15 protein-coding genes are annotated in these 17,222 nt (G+C 71.5%); 7 read left to right on the forward strand and 8 right to left on the reverse strand.

Going from position 1 to position 17,222, the window contains the following annotated elements; all coding sequences use genetic code 11:
• Nucleotides 1-16: 16 nt before the first annotated feature.
• Nucleotides 17-1,336, reverse strand: coding sequence for a CynX/NimT family MFS transporter (locus TU31_RS32960; protein WP_042161544.1), 1,320 nt, complete (start codon nt 1,334-1,336; stop codon nt 17-19).
• Between the two features lie 144 nt (nt 1,337-1,480).
• Here TU31_RS32960 and TU31_RS32965 point away from each other — a divergent pair, with 144 nt between their 5' ends.
• A complete protein-coding gene (locus TU31_RS32965) occupies nt 1,481-2,161 on the forward strand; it encodes a FadR/GntR family transcriptional regulator (RefSeq protein WP_042161546.1) in 681 nt (226 codons plus the stop codon).
• Nucleotides 2,162-2,378: 217 nt separating this feature from the next.
• Here the strand turns inward: TU31_RS32965 and fabI are convergent, their stop codons facing one another.
• Complete coding sequence (gene fabI / locus TU31_RS32970; protein ID WP_042161549.1) at nt 2,379-3,149, reverse strand: enoyl-ACP reductase FabI; 771 nt, start codon at nt 3,147-3,149, stop codon at nt 2,379-2,381.
• 5 nt (nt 3,150-3,154) lie between these two features.
• Nucleotides 3,155-3,859, reverse strand: coding sequence for a 3-oxoacyl-[acyl-carrier-protein] reductase (gene fabG / locus TU31_RS32975; RefSeq protein WP_042161552.1), 705 nt, complete (start codon nt 3,857-3,859; stop codon nt 3,155-3,157).
• 285 nt (nt 3,860-4,144) lie between these two features.
• Between fabG and TU31_RS32980 the strand changes: the two genes are divergently transcribed.
• The 3 genes from TU31_RS32980 to tyrS all read left to right on the forward strand — a co-directional run bounded on the left by TU31_RS32980 (nt 4,145) and on the right by tyrS (nt 8,723).
• Complete coding sequence (locus tag TU31_RS32980; RefSeq protein WP_042161554.1) at nt 4,145-5,674, forward strand: TldD/PmbA family protein; 1,530 nt, start codon at nt 4,145-4,147, stop codon at nt 5,672-5,674.
• Between the two features lie 82 nt (nt 5,675-5,756).
• A complete protein-coding gene (locus tag TU31_RS32985; RefSeq protein WP_042161556.1) occupies nt 5,757-7,196 on the forward strand; it encodes a metallopeptidase TldD-related protein in 1,440 nt (479 codons plus the stop codon).
• Nucleotides 7,197-7,319: 123 nt separating this feature from the next.
• Nucleotides 7,320-8,723: a tyrosine--tRNA ligase gene (tyrS, locus tag TU31_RS32990; RefSeq protein ID WP_042161559.1), complete on the forward strand. Its 1,404-nt coding sequence runs from the start codon at nt 7,320-7,322 to the stop codon at nt 8,721-8,723.
• A gap of 104 nt (nt 8,724-8,827) precedes the next feature.
• Here the strand turns inward: tyrS and TU31_RS32995 are convergent, their stop codons facing one another.
• A complete protein-coding gene (locus TU31_RS32995) occupies nt 8,828-9,106 on the reverse strand; it encodes a GlsB/YeaQ/YmgE family stress response membrane protein (protein ID WP_042161561.1) in 279 nt (92 codons plus the stop codon).
• Nucleotides 9,107-9,328: 222 nt separating this feature from the next.
• Between TU31_RS32995 and TU31_RS33000 the strand changes: the two genes are divergently transcribed.
• Complete coding sequence (locus tag TU31_RS33000; RefSeq protein WP_042161563.1) at nt 9,329-9,703, forward strand: DUF3099 domain-containing protein; 375 nt, start codon at nt 9,329-9,331, stop codon at nt 9,701-9,703.
• Between the two features lie 200 nt (nt 9,704-9,903).
• Nucleotides 9,904-10,176: a hypothetical protein gene (locus TU31_RS33005; RefSeq protein WP_370682783.1), complete on the forward strand. Its 273-nt coding sequence runs from the start codon at nt 9,904-9,906 to the stop codon at nt 10,174-10,176.
• A gap of 12 nt (nt 10,177-10,188) precedes the next feature.
• Here the strand turns inward: TU31_RS33005 and moaA are convergent, their stop codons facing one another.
• From moaA to TU31_RS33020, 3 genes are all read right to left on the reverse strand, one after another.
• A complete protein-coding gene (gene moaA / locus TU31_RS33010; protein ID WP_042161567.1) occupies nt 10,189-11,178 on the reverse strand; it encodes a GTP 3',8-cyclase MoaA in 990 nt (329 codons plus the stop codon).
• Nucleotides 11,179-11,363: 185 nt separating this feature from the next.
• Nucleotides 11,364-13,001 carry a monocarboxylic acid transporter gene (locus TU31_RS33015; protein WP_042161569.1) on the reverse strand — a complete coding sequence of 546 codons (1,638 nt, stop codon included), beginning with the start codon at nt 12,999-13,001 and terminating at the stop codon, nt 11,364-11,366.
• Nucleotides 12,998-13,363, reverse strand: a complete 366-nt coding sequence (locus TU31_RS33020; protein WP_042161572.1) for a DUF485 domain-containing protein — start codon at nt 13,361-13,363, stop codon at nt 12,998-13,000. Before TU31_RS33020 ends, TU31_RS33015 begins: the two co-directional genes overlap by 4 nt.
• A 573-nt stretch (nt 13,364-13,936) precedes the next feature.
• Between TU31_RS33020 and TU31_RS33025 the strand changes: the two genes are divergently transcribed.
• On the forward strand, nt 13,937-15,451 hold the full coding sequence (locus TU31_RS33025) for a S8 family serine peptidase (protein WP_042161573.1): 1,515 nt from the start codon (nt 13,937-13,939) through the stop codon (nt 15,449-15,451).
• Nucleotides 15,452-15,540: 89 nt separating this feature from the next.
• Here the strand turns inward: TU31_RS33025 and TU31_RS33030 are convergent, their stop codons facing one another.
• Nucleotides 15,541-17,202 (reverse strand): TIGR03086 family metal-binding protein, encoded by a 1,662-nt coding sequence (locus TU31_RS33030; RefSeq protein WP_042161814.1) that lies wholly within the window; start codon nt 17,200-17,202, stop codon nt 15,541-15,543.
• Nucleotides 17,203-17,222: the final 20 nt, after the last annotated feature.

The raw sequence follows: 17,222 nt of genomic DNA on the forward strand, positions 1-17,222 counted from the left end.
GGCCCCAGTGTCGCACTCACCCCTCGTCCTCGATCCGCCGGTCCCGGCCGGCCAGCACACCCACCGCGATCTGCGGCACCATGAGCCCGGCCATCAGGGCGATCGGCAGCCCCCAGCCGCCGCTGTGCTGGTAGAGCGTGCCGACCAGCAGCGGTCCGGGGATGGAGATCAGATAGCCGACGCTCTGGGCGAAGGCCGAGAGCTTGACGACACCGGCGGAGCTGGTCGAGCGCATCCCGATCATCGTCAGGGCCAGCGGGAAGGCGCAGTTGGAGATGCCCATCAGCAGCGCCCAGGCCCAGGCGCCGGCGGCCGGCGCCAGCCACAGCCCGGCGTAGCCCGCCAGGCCGCAGAGGCCGAGCAGCACCGCGAGCGGACCCTGGTGCCGCATCCGGCTCGCGAGCCGGGGCAGGACGAAGGAGAGCGGCACGCCCATCGCCATGGTGACGGCGAGCAGCACCCCCGCGGTACCGGCCGAGACCCCGGCGTCACGGAAGATCTGCGGCATCCAGCCCATGGTGATGTACGCGGCGGTGGCCTGGAGACCGAAGAAGACGGCCAGCGCCCAGGCGGTCGGTGACGCGGTGATCCGCACCGGGGTCTCCGCGGGCCGGGCCGCGGTGGAACCAGCCGGTCCGGCGGCGGCCCGGCGCTGCCGCACCACCACGAGCCAGGGCAGCACGGCGACCGCGGCGAGCGCCGCCCACACCGCCAGGCCGGTCCGCCAACTGCCGCCCAGCGCACCGGTCATGGGGACGGTGAGCGCCGCGGCGAGCGAGGTGCCCAGGGCCAGCGCCATGGAGTAGAGCCCGGTCATCGGGCCGACCCGGCTCGGGAACCAGCTCTTGATGACGACCGGCATCAGGACATTGCTGACCGCGATACCGGCCAGCGCGAGCCCGCTGGCGGCGAGGAAGCCGCCGGTGCCGCCCACGTACGGGCGCACCGCGACGCCCACGGTGATCGCGGCCATGCCGGTGCAGACGACCGCGCCGGGCCCCCAGCGCCTGGCCAGCCGGGGCGCGGCGATACCGAAGGCGGCGAAGCACAGGGCGGGGACGGAGGTCAGCAGCCCGGCGACGGTGCCGCTCATGCCGAGGCCGTCCCGGACCTCCTCCAGGAGGGCGCCGAGGCTGGTGATGGCCGGGCGGAGGTTGAGCGCGGCGAGGACGAGACCGGCGATCACCAGGCGCGGCAGCCAGCGGCCGGCCCGTCCGGCCGCGGGGGATGCTTCGGGGCCCGGCTGCGGGCGTTCCGGGCCGTCGGCCGGCTGGTCGGTGGAGGTCGTACGGGGCCCGGCGGTGGGGCCGAGGGTCGCGAGGTCGTCGTCTGCCATAGGCCCATCATAGAATCATGGGATGAATCCCTGTCCAACCGATGCCGATAGCCTCGGCTGTCCCGGGCGGCGCCGGGAGCCGACAGGATCCGGCGGGCGCCGCACCGCCGCCGTCCGTCCGCCCCTTCCTCCCGGAGCGCAGCCATGCCTCTGACCTCGCCCCGCCGGTCCGCGCTGGCGGACCAGGTGATCGCGCAGCTGCGCGCCCAGATCACGTCCGGCGAGTGGCCGATGGGATCCCGTATCCCGACCGAACCGGAACTCGTCGAGCAGCTCGGGGTGGCCCGCAACACCGTCCGTGAGGCCGTCCGGGCGCTGGCCCACAACGGGCTGCTGGACATCCGCCAGGGTTCGGGCACCTATGTGGTCGCCACCAGTGAGCTGGCCGGCGTGATGAACCGCCGGTTCGCGGCGGCCGAGCCCGGTCACGTCGCCGAGCTGCGCAGCGCCCTGGAGGCATCGGCCGCCCGGCTCGCCGCGGAGCGCCGTACCGCACAGGACCTGCGGCAGATCGACGCCCTGCTGGAGCGGCGCGAGCGGGCCTGGGAATCCGGTGCGGCGGAGGCCTTCGTGGAGGCGGACGCGAATCTGCACATGGCGATCGTCTCGGCCTCCCACAACGAGGTGCTGGCCGAGATCTACGCCGACCTCGGGGGCGTACTGCGGGAGTTCCTGCGGGCCGACGTGGGCGAGGAGCTGCGGCCCGAGGCGCACATGGACCATGCCCGGCTGGTGGAGGCGATCCGCGCGGGCGACGCCGACCGTGCCGCCGCCGAGGCGAGCGCGCACCCCTTCGGCTGCCGGCTGACCGTACCGGGGGCCTGAACGTACCGGGGCCCTGAGGAGGGTCGAACAGTTCCCGTAGGGGACGCCGACGCCCCCTGCGGGGCCACAACGGGGCGGGCCGGGGCGGTATTCCCGCAGCGGGCGGGCCGGGGCGGTGTTCCCATGGCGGGCGGGCGCAGGTGGCATTCCCGCGGCGCACATGCGTACTGCCCGCCCCGGCACACCGGGACGGGCAGTACGGAGGAAGTGCGGGGCGTCAGGCGCCCATCATGTGCACACCGCCGTCGACGTGCACGATCTCGCCCGTCGTCCGCGGGAAGAAGTCGGACAGCATGCCGACGACACCACGGCCGGCCGGCTCCGGGTCGGCCAGGTCCCAGCCGATCGGGGCGCGGTGGTTCCACACGTCCGCCAGCTCCTCGAAGCCGGGGATGGACTTGGCGGCCATCGACTTGATCGGGCCGGCCGAGACCAGGTTGCAGCGGACGCCCTTGGGGCCCAGGTCACGCGCCAGGTAGCGGTTGGTGCTCTCCAGCGCCGCCTTGGCCACGCCCATCCAGTCGTACTTCGGCCAGGCGATCTGCGCGTCGAAAGTGAGGCCGACGACCGCGCCGCCGTGCTCCATGAGCGGCAGGCAGGCCATCGTCAGCGACTTGTAGGAGTACGCCGAGACCTGGACCGCGGTGCCCACGTCGGACCACTCGGCCTCCAGGAAGTTGAAGGCGCCCTGCGGGCCGAAAGCGATGGAGTGCACGATGCCGTCGAGGCGGGCGCCCTCACCCTGGTGCTCGCGGATCTTGTCGGCCAGGCCGTCCAGGTGCTCCTGGTTGGTGACGTCCAGCTCGATGACCGGGGCGGGCTTGGGCAGCCGCTTGGCGATCCGCTCCACGAGGGAGAGCCGGCCGAAACCGGTGAGGATGACCTCGGCGCCCTCGTTCTGGGCGACCTTGGCCGCCTGGAACGCGATCGACGACTCGGTCAGGACACCCGTGACGAGGATGCGCTTGCCTGCGAGGATTCCACTCATGCTGATCAGTGACCCATGCCCAATCCGCCGTCGACAGGAATGACGGCTCCGGTGATGTACGCGGCCTCGTCGGAGGCCAGGAAGCGGACCGAGGCGGCGATCTCCTCGGGCTGCGCATACCGCGCGAGCGGTACCTGCTTGACGATGCCCTCCCGCTGCTCATCGGTGAGCACCCGGGTCATGTCGGTGTCGACGAAGCCGGGGGCGACGACGTTGACGGTGATGTTGCGGCTGCCCAGCTCCCGGGCGAGCGAGCGGGCGAAGCCCACCAGGCCGGCCTTGGAGGCGGCGTAGTTCGCCTGGCCCGGCGCGCCCATCAGGCCCACCACGGACGAGATCAGCACGACCCGGCCCTTGCGGGCCCGCAGCATCGCGCGGTTGGCGCGCTTGACCACCCGGAACGTGCCGGTGAGGTTGGTCTCCAGGACCGAGGTGAAGTCCTCCTCGGACATCCGCATCAGCAGCTGGTCACGGGTGACGCCGGCGTTGGCCACCAGCACCTCGACCGGACCCTGCTTCTCCTCGATCTCCTTGTACGCCTGCTCGACCTGCTCGTTGTCCGTGATGTCGCACTTCACGGCCAAAAATCCCGCGGGGGGCTCGCCCGAGCGGTAGGTGATGGCGACCTTGTCGCCTGCCTCGGCGAAGGCACGGGCAATGGCGAGGCCGATGCCGCGGTTACCTCCGGTGACCAGAACCGAGCGGCTCAAGAGATCACCCTTTCCGTTTCCTGTCCGTCCAGCGTTTCGATACGAAACTATCGGTCACGGGGCACTTCCGGGGAATCGAGCACGGACAGGCGCGTGCGCCGGTCCCTGTCGGGTCTCCACAGAACCACGGCGGAATCCCGCACCGCGACGGCCCCCGCCGGCCGTGTCGCGCCGGCCCCGGCACCCACGCCACCCCGGCCGACGGCACGGCGCGGCAGGCCGGTGCGCTCTGGGCCGCGGGCCCGCCACAGGGCATGATGCAGGCGCCGACCACGGGAGGAATCCTTGCCTGCACCCCATGCCGTTGACGAGACATTCCTGGCGCTGCCGCGGCACGCGCTGGCCGATGCCGCGCTGGCCCGCGCCCGCGCGCTGGGCGCCGACCACGCGGACTTCCGCCTGGAGCGGATCCGCAGCGCGTCCTGGCGACTGCGGGACGCCCGTACGTCCGGGACCTCGGACACCACCGACCTGGGGTACGCGGTGCGGGTGGTGCACGGCGGGGCCTGGGGGTTCGCGTCCGGGGTGGACCTGACGATGGACGCGGCGGCGCGGGTGGCCGCGCAGGCGGTGGCGATGGCGAAGCTGTCGGCGAAGGTGATCCGGGCCGCCGGCTCCGACGAGAGGGTCGAGCTGGCGCCGGAACCCGCGCATCCGGACCGCACCTGGGTCTCCTCGTACGAGATCAACCCCTTCGACGTCCCGGACCACGACAAGACCGGGCTGCTGGCGGAGTGGAGCGCGCGGCTGCTGGCCGCCGAGGGGGTGGCCCATGCGGACGCCTCGCTGCTGACCGTCCAGGAGAACAAGTTCTACGCGGACACCGCGGGCACCAGCACCACCCAGCAGCGGGTACGGCTGCATCCGCAGCTCACCGCGGTCGCGGTGGACCCTGCGAGCGGCGACTTCGACTCGATGCGCACCCTGGCCCCGCCGGTGGGGCGCGGCTGGGAGTATCTGACCGGCGGCCACTACGACTGGGACGGTGAGCTGGCCCGTATCCCGGAGCACCTCGCCGAGAAGATGCAGGCACCGACCGTCGAGGCCGGTACGTACGACCTGGTGGTGGATCCGTCCAACCTCTGGCTGACGATCCACGAGTCGATCGGCCACGCCACCGAGCTGGACCGGGCGCTGGGCTACGAGGCGGCGTACGCGGGGACCTCGTTCGCCACCTTCGACCAGCTCGGGAAGCTGGCGTACGGCTCCGCGCTGATGAATGTGACGGGCGACCGGACCGCCGAGCACGGGCTCGCCACGATCGGCTACGACGACGAGGGGGTGGCCGCCCAGTCCTGGGACCTGATCAAGGACGGAACCCTGGTCGGCTACCAACTCGACCGCAGGATCGCCGGGTTGACGGGATTCCCCCGCTCCAACGGCTGCGCGTACGCGGACTCCCCCGGCCATGTGCCGGTCCAGCGGATGGCGAATGTCTCGCTGCAACCGGCGGCGGACGGACCGTCCACGGAGGAGCTGATCTCCGGGGTGGACCGCGGCATCTATGTCGTCGGCGACCGCTCGTGGTCCATCGACATGCAGCGGTACAACTTCCAGTTCACCCAGCAGAGGGCCTATGCGATCCGGAACGGCCGTTTGTGCGGGCAGCTGCGGGACGTCGCCTATCAGGCGACCACCACCGACTTCTGGGGCTCGATGACCGCGGTCGGCGGCCCCCGGACCTATGTCCTGGGCGGCGCCTTCAACTGCGGCAAGGCCCAGCCGGGCCAGGTCGCCGCCGTCTCGCACGGCTGCCCGTCAGCGCTCTTCGAAGGCGTGAACATTCTGAATACGACGCAGGAGGCCGGTCGGTGAGCCGCCACCACGGAACCGGCCGGGGGTCCGGGGGCCGTCCCCCGGGCAGGCACAGTCTGAACACGACGCAGGAGGCCGGTCGATGAGCACGCGCAGGTCGCGGACGAATACGCCGCACGAGATCGTCGAGCGGGCGCTGGAGCTCTCCCGGGCCGACGGCTGTGTGGTCATCGCCGATGAGCACTCCAGTGCCAATCTGCGGTGGGCGGGTAATGCGCTCACGACCAATGGCGTCACCCGGGGGCGCACCCTGACGGTGGTGGCGACCGTGGACGGCGGGCAGGGCGCCGCTTCCGGTGTCGTCTCGCGCTCGGCGGTGACCGCGGACGACCTGGAGCCGCTGGTCCGGGCCGCCGAGGCGGCCGCCCGGGAGTCCGGGCCCGCCGAGGACGCGCAGCCGCTGGTCGCTGGCGAGAAGGCGTCCGCCGACTTCACCGAGGCACCCGCAGAGACCTCCTCGGAGGTGTTCGCGGCGTTCGCGCCGGCGCTCGGCGAGTCCTTCCGGCAGGCCCGCTCCGGCGGCCGGGAGCTGTACGGCTTCGCCCACCACGAGGTCGTCTCGTCGTATCTGGGCACCTCGACCGGGCTGCGGCTGCGGCACGACCAGCCCACCGGGACGCTGGAGCTGAACGCCAAGTCACCGGACCGCACCCGCTCGGCCTGGACCGGCCGGGCGACCCGCGACTTCACCGATGTCGACCCGCGGGAGCTGGACGGCGAGCTGAGCCGGCGGCTGGGCTGGGCCGGGCGGCGCATCGAGCTGCCGGCCGGCCGGTACGAGACGCTGCTGCCGCCGACCGCCGTCGCCGACCTGCTGATCTACCAGATGTGGTCGTCGGGGGCCCGGGACGCCGCCGAGGGCCGCACGGTCTTCTCCCGGCCGGCCGACGGCGACGGGGAGGCGCGGCCGGGGGCGGGCACCCGGCTGGGTGAGCGGCTCAGCGAGCTGCCGCTGACGCTGCGCAGCGACCCGGGGGCACCGGGTCTGGAGTGCGCACCGTTCGTCCTGGCGCACTCCTCCGGCGACGATGCCTCGGTCTTCGACAACGGGCTGCCGCTGACGGCCACCGACTGGATCCGCGACGGGGTGCTCCACCGGCTGCCGACCACCCGGCACAGTGCCGGGCTGACCGGCCTTCCGGTGGCGCCGGGCATCGACAACCTCCTTCTGGAGGGCGGCGGTTCGCGCTCGCTGGACGAGATGGTGGCGGCCGCCGGCCATGACGGTCCCGCGCTGCTGCTGACCTGCCTGTGGTACATCCGCGAGGTGGACCCGGCGACGCTGCTGCTGACCGGGCTGACCCGGGACGGGGTCTATCTGGTCGAGAACGGCGAGGTGGTCGGCGAGGTCAACAACTTCCGGTTCAACGAGTCGCCGGTGGATCTGCTGTCCCGGGCGGTGGAGGCGGGCCGTACGGAGCGGACCCTGCCGCGCGAGTGGGGGGACTACTTCACCCGGGCGGCGATGCCGGCGCTGCGGGTCCCGGACTTCAACATGAGCTCGGTCAGCCGCGGGGTGTGAGGCAGGTGTGCGCCCGGCCCGTCACGGCGGGCCGGGCGGGCGGACGGCGCGGGAGTGTCGTACGGGGCGAATAGACTGTCCGCTTGTCCTCCCCTCGGGGAACCACGATCGATCAGGAACGCCATGACACGCCTCGGCGAATCCGTCGCCCGCGCCAGCACTCTGCTCTCCGCCGACCTCTCCTCGGACGCCACGGTCCAGGAGCTGCTCAAGGAGACGGGCGCGCGGCGCTATCTGGATCTGACGGACCTGCCCGCCAAGGAGCAGGCCGAGCTGATCGCGGCCCGTACGGTCGAGGTCCTGCCGGGCGTGGAGAAGCTGGCCGAGCGGATCGAGGAGCGCCGGGCGGCCGGCCGGGGTCTGCACATCAAGCTGGGCATCGACCCGACGGCGACCGATGTGCACCTCGGGCATGCGGTCCCGCTGATCATCCTGAGCCGGTTCCAGCGGCTGGGCCATGACGTCACGCTGATCATCGGTGACTTCACCGCCAAGATCGGCGACCCGTCGGGCCGTACGGCCGAGCGCCCGCCGCTGACCGACGAGGACATCGCGCAGAACCTCGCCACGTACCGCGAACAGGTCCGTCCCTTCTTCGACTTCGAGAAGGTCAGCTTCCGGCAGAACAGCGAGTGGCTGGCGCCGTACACCTTCCCGGAGCTGCTCGCGCTGCTCGCGCAGGTGCCGGCCTCGCAGCTGCTCCAGCGCGAGGACTTCCGCAACCGGCTGGCGGCCGGGTCCGGTCTGACCATGACGGAGCTGCTGTACCCCATCGCGCAGGGCCTGGACTCGGTGGCGCTGGAGTGCGATGTGGAGCTGGGCGGCTCCGACCAGCTGCTGAATCTTCAGATGGGCCGCAAGCTGATGGAGCTGCGCGGGCAGCGGCCGCAGCTGGTGGTGACCATGCCGCTGATCGAGGGCACGGACGGCACCGGCGCCAAGATGTCCAAGTCCAAGGGCAATTACGTCGGGCTGAGCGCGCCGGCCGACGATGTCTTCGGCAAGATCATGTCGGTGCCGGACCGGCTGATGGAGCCGTACCTGAAGGCGTGGACGGAGTGGACCGACGAGGAGATCGCGCTCGTCCTGGGCCGGGTCGCGGACCGCTCGATGCACCCGATGGACCTCAAGAAGGTGCTCGCGGGCGAGGTCGTGACCGCGCTGTACGGGCTCGACGCGGCGATGGCGGCGCGGGCCGGTTTCGTGGCGCAGTTCTCCAAGAAGTCGTTCTCCGATGTGGAGTCGCTGCCGTCCGTGGATGTCGCGGCGCACGGCGCGGAGACGGTGGCGGCGGTGCTGACGACGGTGCTGGAGTTCACCCCGAGCGCCTCGGCGGCGCGTCGGCTGGCCAAGCAGAACGCGCTGCGGCTGGTCGTGGAGGGCGAGGGCGGCCAGCAGGCCGTGGTGCTGGCGGAGGCTGACGCGGCCCGGCCGCTGGGCGAGGTGCTGGCCGAGAAGCTGGCGGACTCCCCCGGCGTCGCGTACCTGAAGGCCGGCCGGAAGCTGGCCCAGCTCGAAGGGCGCTGAGACGGCAGACGTACGGGCGGCCGGCGCGCGGAGTGCGCGTCGGCCGCCCGTGGCGTGAGCCGGCTGGTCGGTGCCGTTCGGATCAGCCTTGATCCCCGACCGCCCTAGGTCGCGTGTTTCTTGCGGCCCCGCATGGAGACCCAGAGGCGGTCGCCGATGCCGACGACGAGGACCGCGCCGGCCAGCTGTAGCAGATGCCGGATCCAGTCGATGCCACCGGTCTCATTGACCCCTAGGCCGGTGGCCGCCCAGTTGCCGAGCACGCTGCCCAGCATGCCGAAGATCACGGTCAGCCAGAGCGGGATCTGCTGCTTGCCCGGGATGATGGCCTTCGCGATCAGGCCCAGCACCAGGCCCACGATGATGGCCCACAACCACGTCATGTCGACTCCTCTTGCGGCGCGGTGCAGATGACAGTCGCTCCGTCAGTGTCGCCCCGCATCGACTACGGCGCACGCCGGAGCCAGTGCTACGCACGGTGGCCCGGCCGACCCGGGCGAAGCGTGGCACGACCCGGTCTCGAAGGCGGCGCAGTCGCGGCGTACCGTGGAAACCGACCGGATACCGGGGAGAATCCGGCATGACTGACCAGGTGGTGGAGCGTGATGCGGAAGCAGAGCAGCGGCCAGACCTTCCGGATCACGGGGGCCCGGCAGGGGTTGTCCGAGGATGTCCGCGGGCGGCAGCGCCGGTATGTGATCTCGATGGCGGTGCGGACGGTGGCCGTGGTGCTGACCGTCGTGCTGTGGAACATCGAGCGGCCGGTGGCCATCGCGACGTTGGTACTGGGCCTGGCGCTCCCCTATATCGCGGTCGTGATCGCCAACGCGGGCCGGGAGAACGCCCCTTCGCTCCCGAAGACGTTCGTCGCGGGCCCGACCAGGACGATGCTGACGCCGGGTGCCTCCGACACCCCCTCGGAGTCCGTTCCGGAGCGTCCGGCGGCGGACGCTTCCGCACCGCGACATGACCCCAGCTGATCATCTCGCGGTCTGCAAAGCTCAAGAAAAGCTCAGATCAATCATGGAGTTCCGGTGCACTCGGCACCATCCCCCGTGACATACTGCGTACGCGCTCCGCATCCCCCGTCGGAGCGACAGACCGACGCCGGGCGGCTCCCCCCGTGGCTGCCCGGCGTCGTCATGTTCGCAGGGCCTGAGGGCGGGATCGCCGGGCCGCCATGGGCCCAGGACGTAGGGTTGAGGCCGTGAACTCCCCGAATCCCCAGGACTCCGCCGACAGCGCCGTCATCTGCTCCGCGAAGGGCTGCCGCGCCCCCGCCATATGGGTGCTGGCCTGGAACAACCCGAAGCTGCACACTCCGGACCGGCGCAAGACCTGGCTGGCGTGCGAGGAGCACCGGGAGCATCTGTCGCAGTTCCTCGGGGTGCGCGGCTTTCTCAAGGATGTCGTGACGCTCGCGGAGTGGGAGGCCTCGGCCGCCGGTCGCTGAGGCCGGACCGGCTCAGCCGCCGATCGCGGACATCGGGCGCTCCGGCTGGAGGAACGACGGGTCGTCGAGACCGGAGCCTGCCTTCTTGCCCCACATCGCGGTCTGCCATATCCGTGCGATCTCTTCATCGGGGGCGTCGGAGCGCAGGGCGGTGCGCAGGTCCGTCTCCTCGGTGGCGAACAGGCACGTACGGACCTGGCCGTCGGCGGTCAACCGCGTACGGTCGCAGGCCCGGCAGAACGGGCGGGTGACCGAAGCGATCACTCCGACGCGGTGCGGGCCGCCGTCGACGATCCAGCGCTCGGCGGGCGCGGAGCCACGCTCCTCCTGGCCCTCGGGGGTGAGCGTGAAGCGTGTACGCAGCGAGGTGAGGATGTCGCCCGCGGTGATCATGCCGTCGCGCTTCCAGCCGTGCTGGGCGTCCAGCGGCATCTGCTCGATGAAGCGGAGTTCGTAGTCGTGGGCGATCGCCCAGGCCAGCAGGTCGGGGGCCTCGTCGTCATTGAGGCCCGGCATCAGGACGGTGTTGACCTTGACCGGCGTCAGACCGGCGTCCCGGGCCGCCTCCAGACCGCGGAGGACGTCCTCGTGCCGCTTGCGGCGGGTCATGGCCTGGAAGACCTCCGGTCGGAGGGTGTCGAGGGAGACATTGACGCGGTCCAGGCCGGCGTCGCGGAGGGCGGCGGCGGTGCGCTGGAGGCCGATGCCGTTGGTGGTCAGGGACATCTGGGGGCGCGGGTCGAGGGCCGCGACGCGCTCGACGATGCCGGTCAGACCGGGGCGGAGCAGCGGTTCACCGCCGGTGAAGCGGACCTCGTCGATGCCCAGGTCGCGCACCGCGATGGTGATCAGCCGGACGATCTCGTCGTCGGTGAGCAGATCGGGCTTGGCCAGCCACTGGAGGCCCTCCTCCGGCATGCAGTAAGTGCACCGCAGATTGCACCGGTCGGTGAGCGAAACGCGCAGGTCGGTGGCCACGCGGCCGAAAGTGTCGATGAGCACTGGGCCCCCTCCCCAAGAGTGACGGCTCGGTACCTCTCCTTCGGTGGATCAGTACGTCTTCGAGCCTACGCGATGGGTGTGACAGTGAGCAGAGATGAGAAGCACGAGGTGGGCGGGGGTGGTGTCGTAGATCCCTACGACACCACCCCCGCCCGCCCCTGTGCGGATGCCTCAGCCGGGCCGCGTCAGTGCGCGCCGGTACCGGTCAGCGAGCGGACCTCCAGCTCGGCGTACTTCCGGGCGTCCGGCTCCTCCTTCGACAGCAGCGAACCCAGCCAGCCGAGCAGGAAGCCCAGCGGGATGGAGATCAGCCCCGGGTTCTCCAGCGGGAAGAAGCCGAAGTCCGCGCCGGGGAACATCGAGGTCTCCTTGCCGGAGACGACCGGGGAGAAGAGCACCAGGAAGACGGAGGAGGCGAGACCTCCGTAGATGGACCACAGCGCGCCCTGGGTGGTGAAGCGCTTCCAGAACAGGCTGTAGAGGAGCGTCGGGAGGTTGGCGGAGGCGGCGACCGCGAAGGCGAGCGCCACCAGGCCGGCGACGTTCAGCCCGCGGGCGAAGACCCCCAGCACGATGGCGACCGCGCCGATGCCGACGGTGGCCCAGCGCGCCGCGCCGACCTCCTCCTTCTCGGTGGCCTTGCCCTTGCGGAGGACGTTGACGTACAGGTCGTGCGCGAAGGACGAGGACGAGGCGAGGGTGAGGCCGGCGACCACCGCGAGGATGGTGGCGAAGGCGACGGCCGAGATGACCGCGAGCAGGATGGCGCCGCCGGTGGAGCCGGCGCCGCCGCCGATCGCCTCGGCGAGGAGCGGGGCCGCGGTGTTGCCCGCCTTGTTGGAGGCGGTGATCGTCTCCGGCTTGATGAGGGCCGCGGCGCCGAAGCCCAGCGCGATGGTCATCAGGTAGAAGACGCCGATGATGCCGATCGCCCAGTTCACGGACTTACGGGCGGCCTTGGCGGTGGGGACCGTGTAGAAGCGGATGAGGATGTGCGGCAGGCCCGCGGTGCCCAGGACGAGGGCCAGGCCCAGCGAAATGAAGTCGATCTTCGAGGTGGCGGTGACGCCGTACTTGAGGCCGGGCTCCAGGAAGGCGGCGCCCTTGCCGCTGTTCTCGGCGGCGGCGCCGAGCAGGTGGGAGAGGTTGAAGTGGAACTTGAGCGCCACCAGGAAGGTGATCAGCAGGGTGCCGGCGATCAGCAGCACGGCCTTGACCATCTGCACCCAGGTGGTGCCCTTCATGCCGCCGATGGTGACGTAGAGGATCATCACGATGCCGACGAGGACGACGACGAGGATCTTGCCCGCCTCGCTGGTGATGCCCAGGAGCAGGGTGACCAGGGCGCCCGCGCCGGCCATCTGGGCGAGCAGGTAGAAGATCGAGACGATGATGGTGGAGGTGCCGGCGGCCGTACGGACCGGGCGCTGGCGCATCCGGTAGGCGAGGACGTCGCCCATGGTGAACCGGCCGGAGTTGCGCAGTGGTTCGGCGACCAGGAGCAGTGCGACGAGCCAGGCGACGAGGAAGCCGATGGAGTAGAGGAAGCCGTCGTAGCCGAAGAGGGCGATGGCGCCGGCGATGCCGAGGAAGGACGCGGCGGACATGTAGTCGCCGGAGATGGCCAGTCCGTTCTGGAATCCGCTGAACTGCCGGCCGCCGGCGTAGAAGTCCTCCGCGCCCTTGGTCTGCCGTCCCGCCCAGACCGTGATGCCGAGGGTGGCGGCGACGAAGACCGCGAAGAGGGTGATGATCAGCGCGCGGTGCTCGCCCGCGCCGCCGGCCGGGAGCTGGAGCGCGAGCGGCTGTTGGGTGAGGTTCATGCGTCGCCCTCCTTGCGGAGGGTGACGCCCTCCAGGCGGGACTTGATGGCCTCGGCCTTCGGGTCGAGTTTGGCGGCGGCGTGCCGGGAGTACCACCAGGCGATGAGGAAGGTCGTCACGAACTGGGCGATGCCGAGGACGAAGGCGACGTTGAGGTGGCCGGCGACCTTGGTGGCCATGAAGCCGCCGGCGTAGCTCGACAGCAGCACGTAGGCGAGGTACCAGAGCACGAAGGCGACGGTGAGCGGGAAGGCGAACGAGCGGTGTGCGCGGCGGAGTTCATCGAATTCCGCGCTCGACTGCACCTGGAGGTAGTCGGGCGGCTCATGCGTCCCCGGGTCGAGGGTCGGTGCGGCGCTCACGGGATCTCCTGACGCGAGGGGGCGGGTTCCCAGGGACCGGTCCGGGAGTTGCGCAGGAGCACCCCGCCCGGTCATAAGGCTCATATAAGTGAACTGGATCACGCATCGTAGAGGCGTGGCTCACGATCCGACAGGGGGGTCGTTGGTTGAATCCCAGAAGAAACCGGTGGAATGCCCGCGCCGACCGCCACCACGCGCGGGGCGCTTCGTTGAGCCCGGTGTGAATCCGCCGCCCCAGCAGGCCCCACAGCCACCCGCTCCCCGTCGGCGCCCGTACGGCAGTGTCCGGCTGCCGGCGCCGCTCACCGTCCCCCCGCCGCAACCCCGGCCGGGGACCGCCGCGGCCGCCCGCCGCTGGTACGGCCCGCGGATCGCACTGCCCCCGCTGAGCATCACGGCGTTGCGGCATCACGGCTGACGTACTGTCAATTCCGGCCTCTCGGCAGGTTTTCGCCCTGCTTTTTTCCCATTTCCATTGCTGTCCGCGAGTGATCGCCGATAACTTCACGCTCATTGCACCCGCCCGTGCGCAAATCCGCGCCCGGGCGGTCTCACGGATGATGTGGAGTATCCATGGCACATCCCGGCTCAAGACGCATGCGGGCGCTGGCCGTACCGCTCGGACTGGCTCTGACGGCGTCGCTCGGTTTCCTGCCGAACGCGGCCACCGCCGCGCCCCAGGACTCCGCCCCGGCCGCAGCGGCCTCGGCCGACGGCCCGCTGCTCTCGTACGTCGTGAACACCGCGCCCGGCCACGCCACGGTCGGCAAGGTCAAGAAGGCGATAGCCCAGGCCGGCGGGAAGGTGATCGTCGCCCATGAGCAGATAGGCGTGATCGTCGTCCACTCGGCCGACCCGCAGTTCGCCGCCACCGTGCGGACGGTGCCGGGCGTGCAGTCGGCGGGCGCGACCCGTACCGCGCCGCTCAAGGCGCAGGGCACCACCGACGTCGGCAAGCCGCAGAAGATCGACCTGCCGAAGTCCCAGCTCAAGGCGGCCGGCCAGGCGGCGAAGGCCAAGGGCGAGGAGCCGCTGGAACCGCTGCAGTGGGACCTGCCCGCCATCAAGGCCGACAAGGCCGCGAAGGTGAACCCGGGCAGCAAGAACGTCACCGTCGCCGTCATCGACACCGGTGTGGACGACACCCACCCCGATCTGAAGGCCAACTTCTCCGCGAAGCAGTCCGCCAACTGCGTGGGCGGGGTGGCCGACACCTCCAAGGGCTCCTGGCGCCCCTGGAACCCGGACGAGGACTACCACGGCACCCATGTCGCGGGCACGATCGCCGCGGCCCGTAACGGCGTCGGTGTCTCGGGGGTCGCCCCGGGCGTGAAGATCTCCGCCGTCAAGGTCAGCGAGCCGGAGACGAGCCTCTTCTACGCCGAGAGCGTCGTCTGCGCCTTCGTCTTCGCGGCCGACCACGGCGTCGAGGTCACCAACAACAGCTACTACGTCGACCCGTGGATGTTCAACTGCAAGAACGACGCCGACCAGGCCGCCATCATCGACGCGGTCGGCCGTGCGGCGAGCTACGCCCAGCGCAAGGGCGCGATCAATGTCGCGGCGGCGGGCAACTCCGCCATGGACCTGGGGGCCGCCCAGCTCACCGACACCTCCAGCCCGAACGACACCACCCCCGTCGAGCGCAAGGTCACCCCGAAGACCTGCTGGGACGTGCCCACCCAGCTGCCGGGCACGGTGACGGTCGCGGCGAGCGGGGTCCAGAAGCTCAAGTCGTACTACTCGAACTACGGCCTCAACCAGATCGATGTGGCCGCGCCGGGCGGTGACACGAAGCAGGTGCCCGAGCTGCCCGCCAAGAACGGCAACATCCTCTCCACCATGCCGGGCGGCGACTGGGCCTACCTGGCCGGCACGTCCATGGCGAGCCCGCATGTCGCGGGTGTCGCGGCGCTGGTCAAGAGCGCCCACCCGAAGGCGAGCCCGCAGGAGATCCAGTGGCTCCTCAAGGAGCAGGCGGACAACCCCGGCTGCCCCACGGGTGAGACGACCTGCACCGGCACCAAGCATGTCAACAGCCACTTCGGCTACGGCATCGTCGATGCGCTGGACGCGGTGAAGAAGTAACCCATGTTCCGGTGACGGCAGTTGAGGAGAGGGCCGGGTGATCATCACCCGGCCCTCTTCCGCCTTCCGGGAGCGGGCGAGCGGGCCGGTCAGGCCGGGTCTCGGCCGAGGAAGGCCGCCAGCCGGTCCGTGGCGCCCGCACCGGGCGGAGCGGGGCGCTCCGGGGCGAGCGAGCTGCCCGCGGTGCGCGGCGCCGCGCCGTAGATCCGGCGGGCCGCGGCCAGGGTCTCCTCGGCGGCCTCCGGCGCCAGTCCGGTCGGCGCGCCGGTCGCCCGTGCCAAGTCCCAGCCGTGTGCGAGGAGTTCGACCACGACCTGTTGGACGATCATCGCGCCGGGCGCCTCATAGGGGCCGTAGGTGCGGTGCAGCATCCCGCTGCCGGTGAAGGCGGTGCGGGCGGCGCGTACCGAGTCCGCGAAGGCGGTGCGGTGGTCGTCGCCGAGGTGGTCGGCGGTGTGGTCGGTGCGCGGGGCGCCCTCCGCGATCGAGGTGGCCATCAGGTTCTCCCACACCATGTGGTCGAGCAGCTGCCGTACGGTCCAGCCCGCGCACGGTGTCGGCAGCGCGAGGTCCGTGGGCCGTACGGCGGCGACCAGGGCGGCGACGTCCCGGGTCACCGCTTCGTAGGCGCGCAGCACCTGCTCCGGGTCGGTGCCGTCGAACGCGGAGCGGTCCAGCTCGTACGGGCGGGGGTGGGCGCGCAGTGCGGCCGTGGTCCAGGTACCGGCGGTGTCCCAGCGGGGTGGTGCGGGCCGGCCGGTGACCGTGCACAGCAGCTGCCAGTAGCGCTCGACCACCGGCTCGGCGGCGGTCTCCAGCTGCTCCAGCAGCCGGGCGCGGGCCGCCGGACCGTCCTCCGTGGGCGGGTCGGCGGTGCCGGTCTGGGTGGGGAGCCAGGCGGCGACCAGTTCGGCGAGGACGGGCTCGGCGGCCGGGGAGTCCGGTGCGATACCGGCCGCGACGGCCGCCTCACCGCGTACCCGCATCAACTCGGCGACGCGGATGACTGCTTGCTCCTGCGCGGACGGGTCCGGCGGCCGGGTGGAGGTGCGGGTTTCTCTCGGTGCGGGCGGCTCGCTCGTGGCGTCCGGAGCCCCCGGGGCGGGCGGCTCGCCCGGAGCGTCCGGCTCCCCCGCCGCCCCCGCCGTACGCGCGCTGTACTCGGCCAGCCGGCGCAATGCCGTCCGTAGTTCCGGTTCGCGGACCAGGGCTGCCAGTTCGAGCCAGGCGCCGATCTGCTCGGGGGTGGGGTCGTCGGGCAGATCGGGGGTGGCGGCCAGCAGACCGCTGCGGTAGGCGGGGGCGTCCACCCCGTCGAGGGCGTCCTCAACGAAGTCCGTGATGATCAGGCGGCGTTCCCGGGCCGACAGACGGGCCAGTTCGGTCATGTACGGCAGCTCCTCTGCTGCGCTGCCCCGCGCGGCCACCGAGCGCAGCACCGCGGACCGGAGCCGCAGGGTGCGGATCTGCGCGTCCAGCGCGTCCGCCCACTGCGCCGCCGTCTCGGCGACCGTGCACGTGCGGTGCAGTACGGACCGGATGGCCGCCAGCCCGATGCCCAGCTCGCGCAGGCTGCGCACGATCTCCAGGCGGGCCGGGGCGTCCGGGCCGTAGAGCCGGTAGCCCGCGGGGGTGCGGGCGGCGGGCGGCAGCAGGTCCCGGTCCGACCAACCTCGGATGGTCTTGACCGGGACACCGGTCAGCCTTGCCAGTTCGCCGATGGTGAGCAGACCCGTGCCGTCCTCGTTCATGCCGTCCACTGTCGGGTCTC

It is taken from the genome of Streptomyces lydicamycinicus (assembly GCF_000829715.2).
Classification (GTDB): Bacteria; Actinomycetota; Actinomycetes; order Streptomycetales; family Streptomycetaceae; genus Streptomyces; species Streptomyces lydicamycinicus.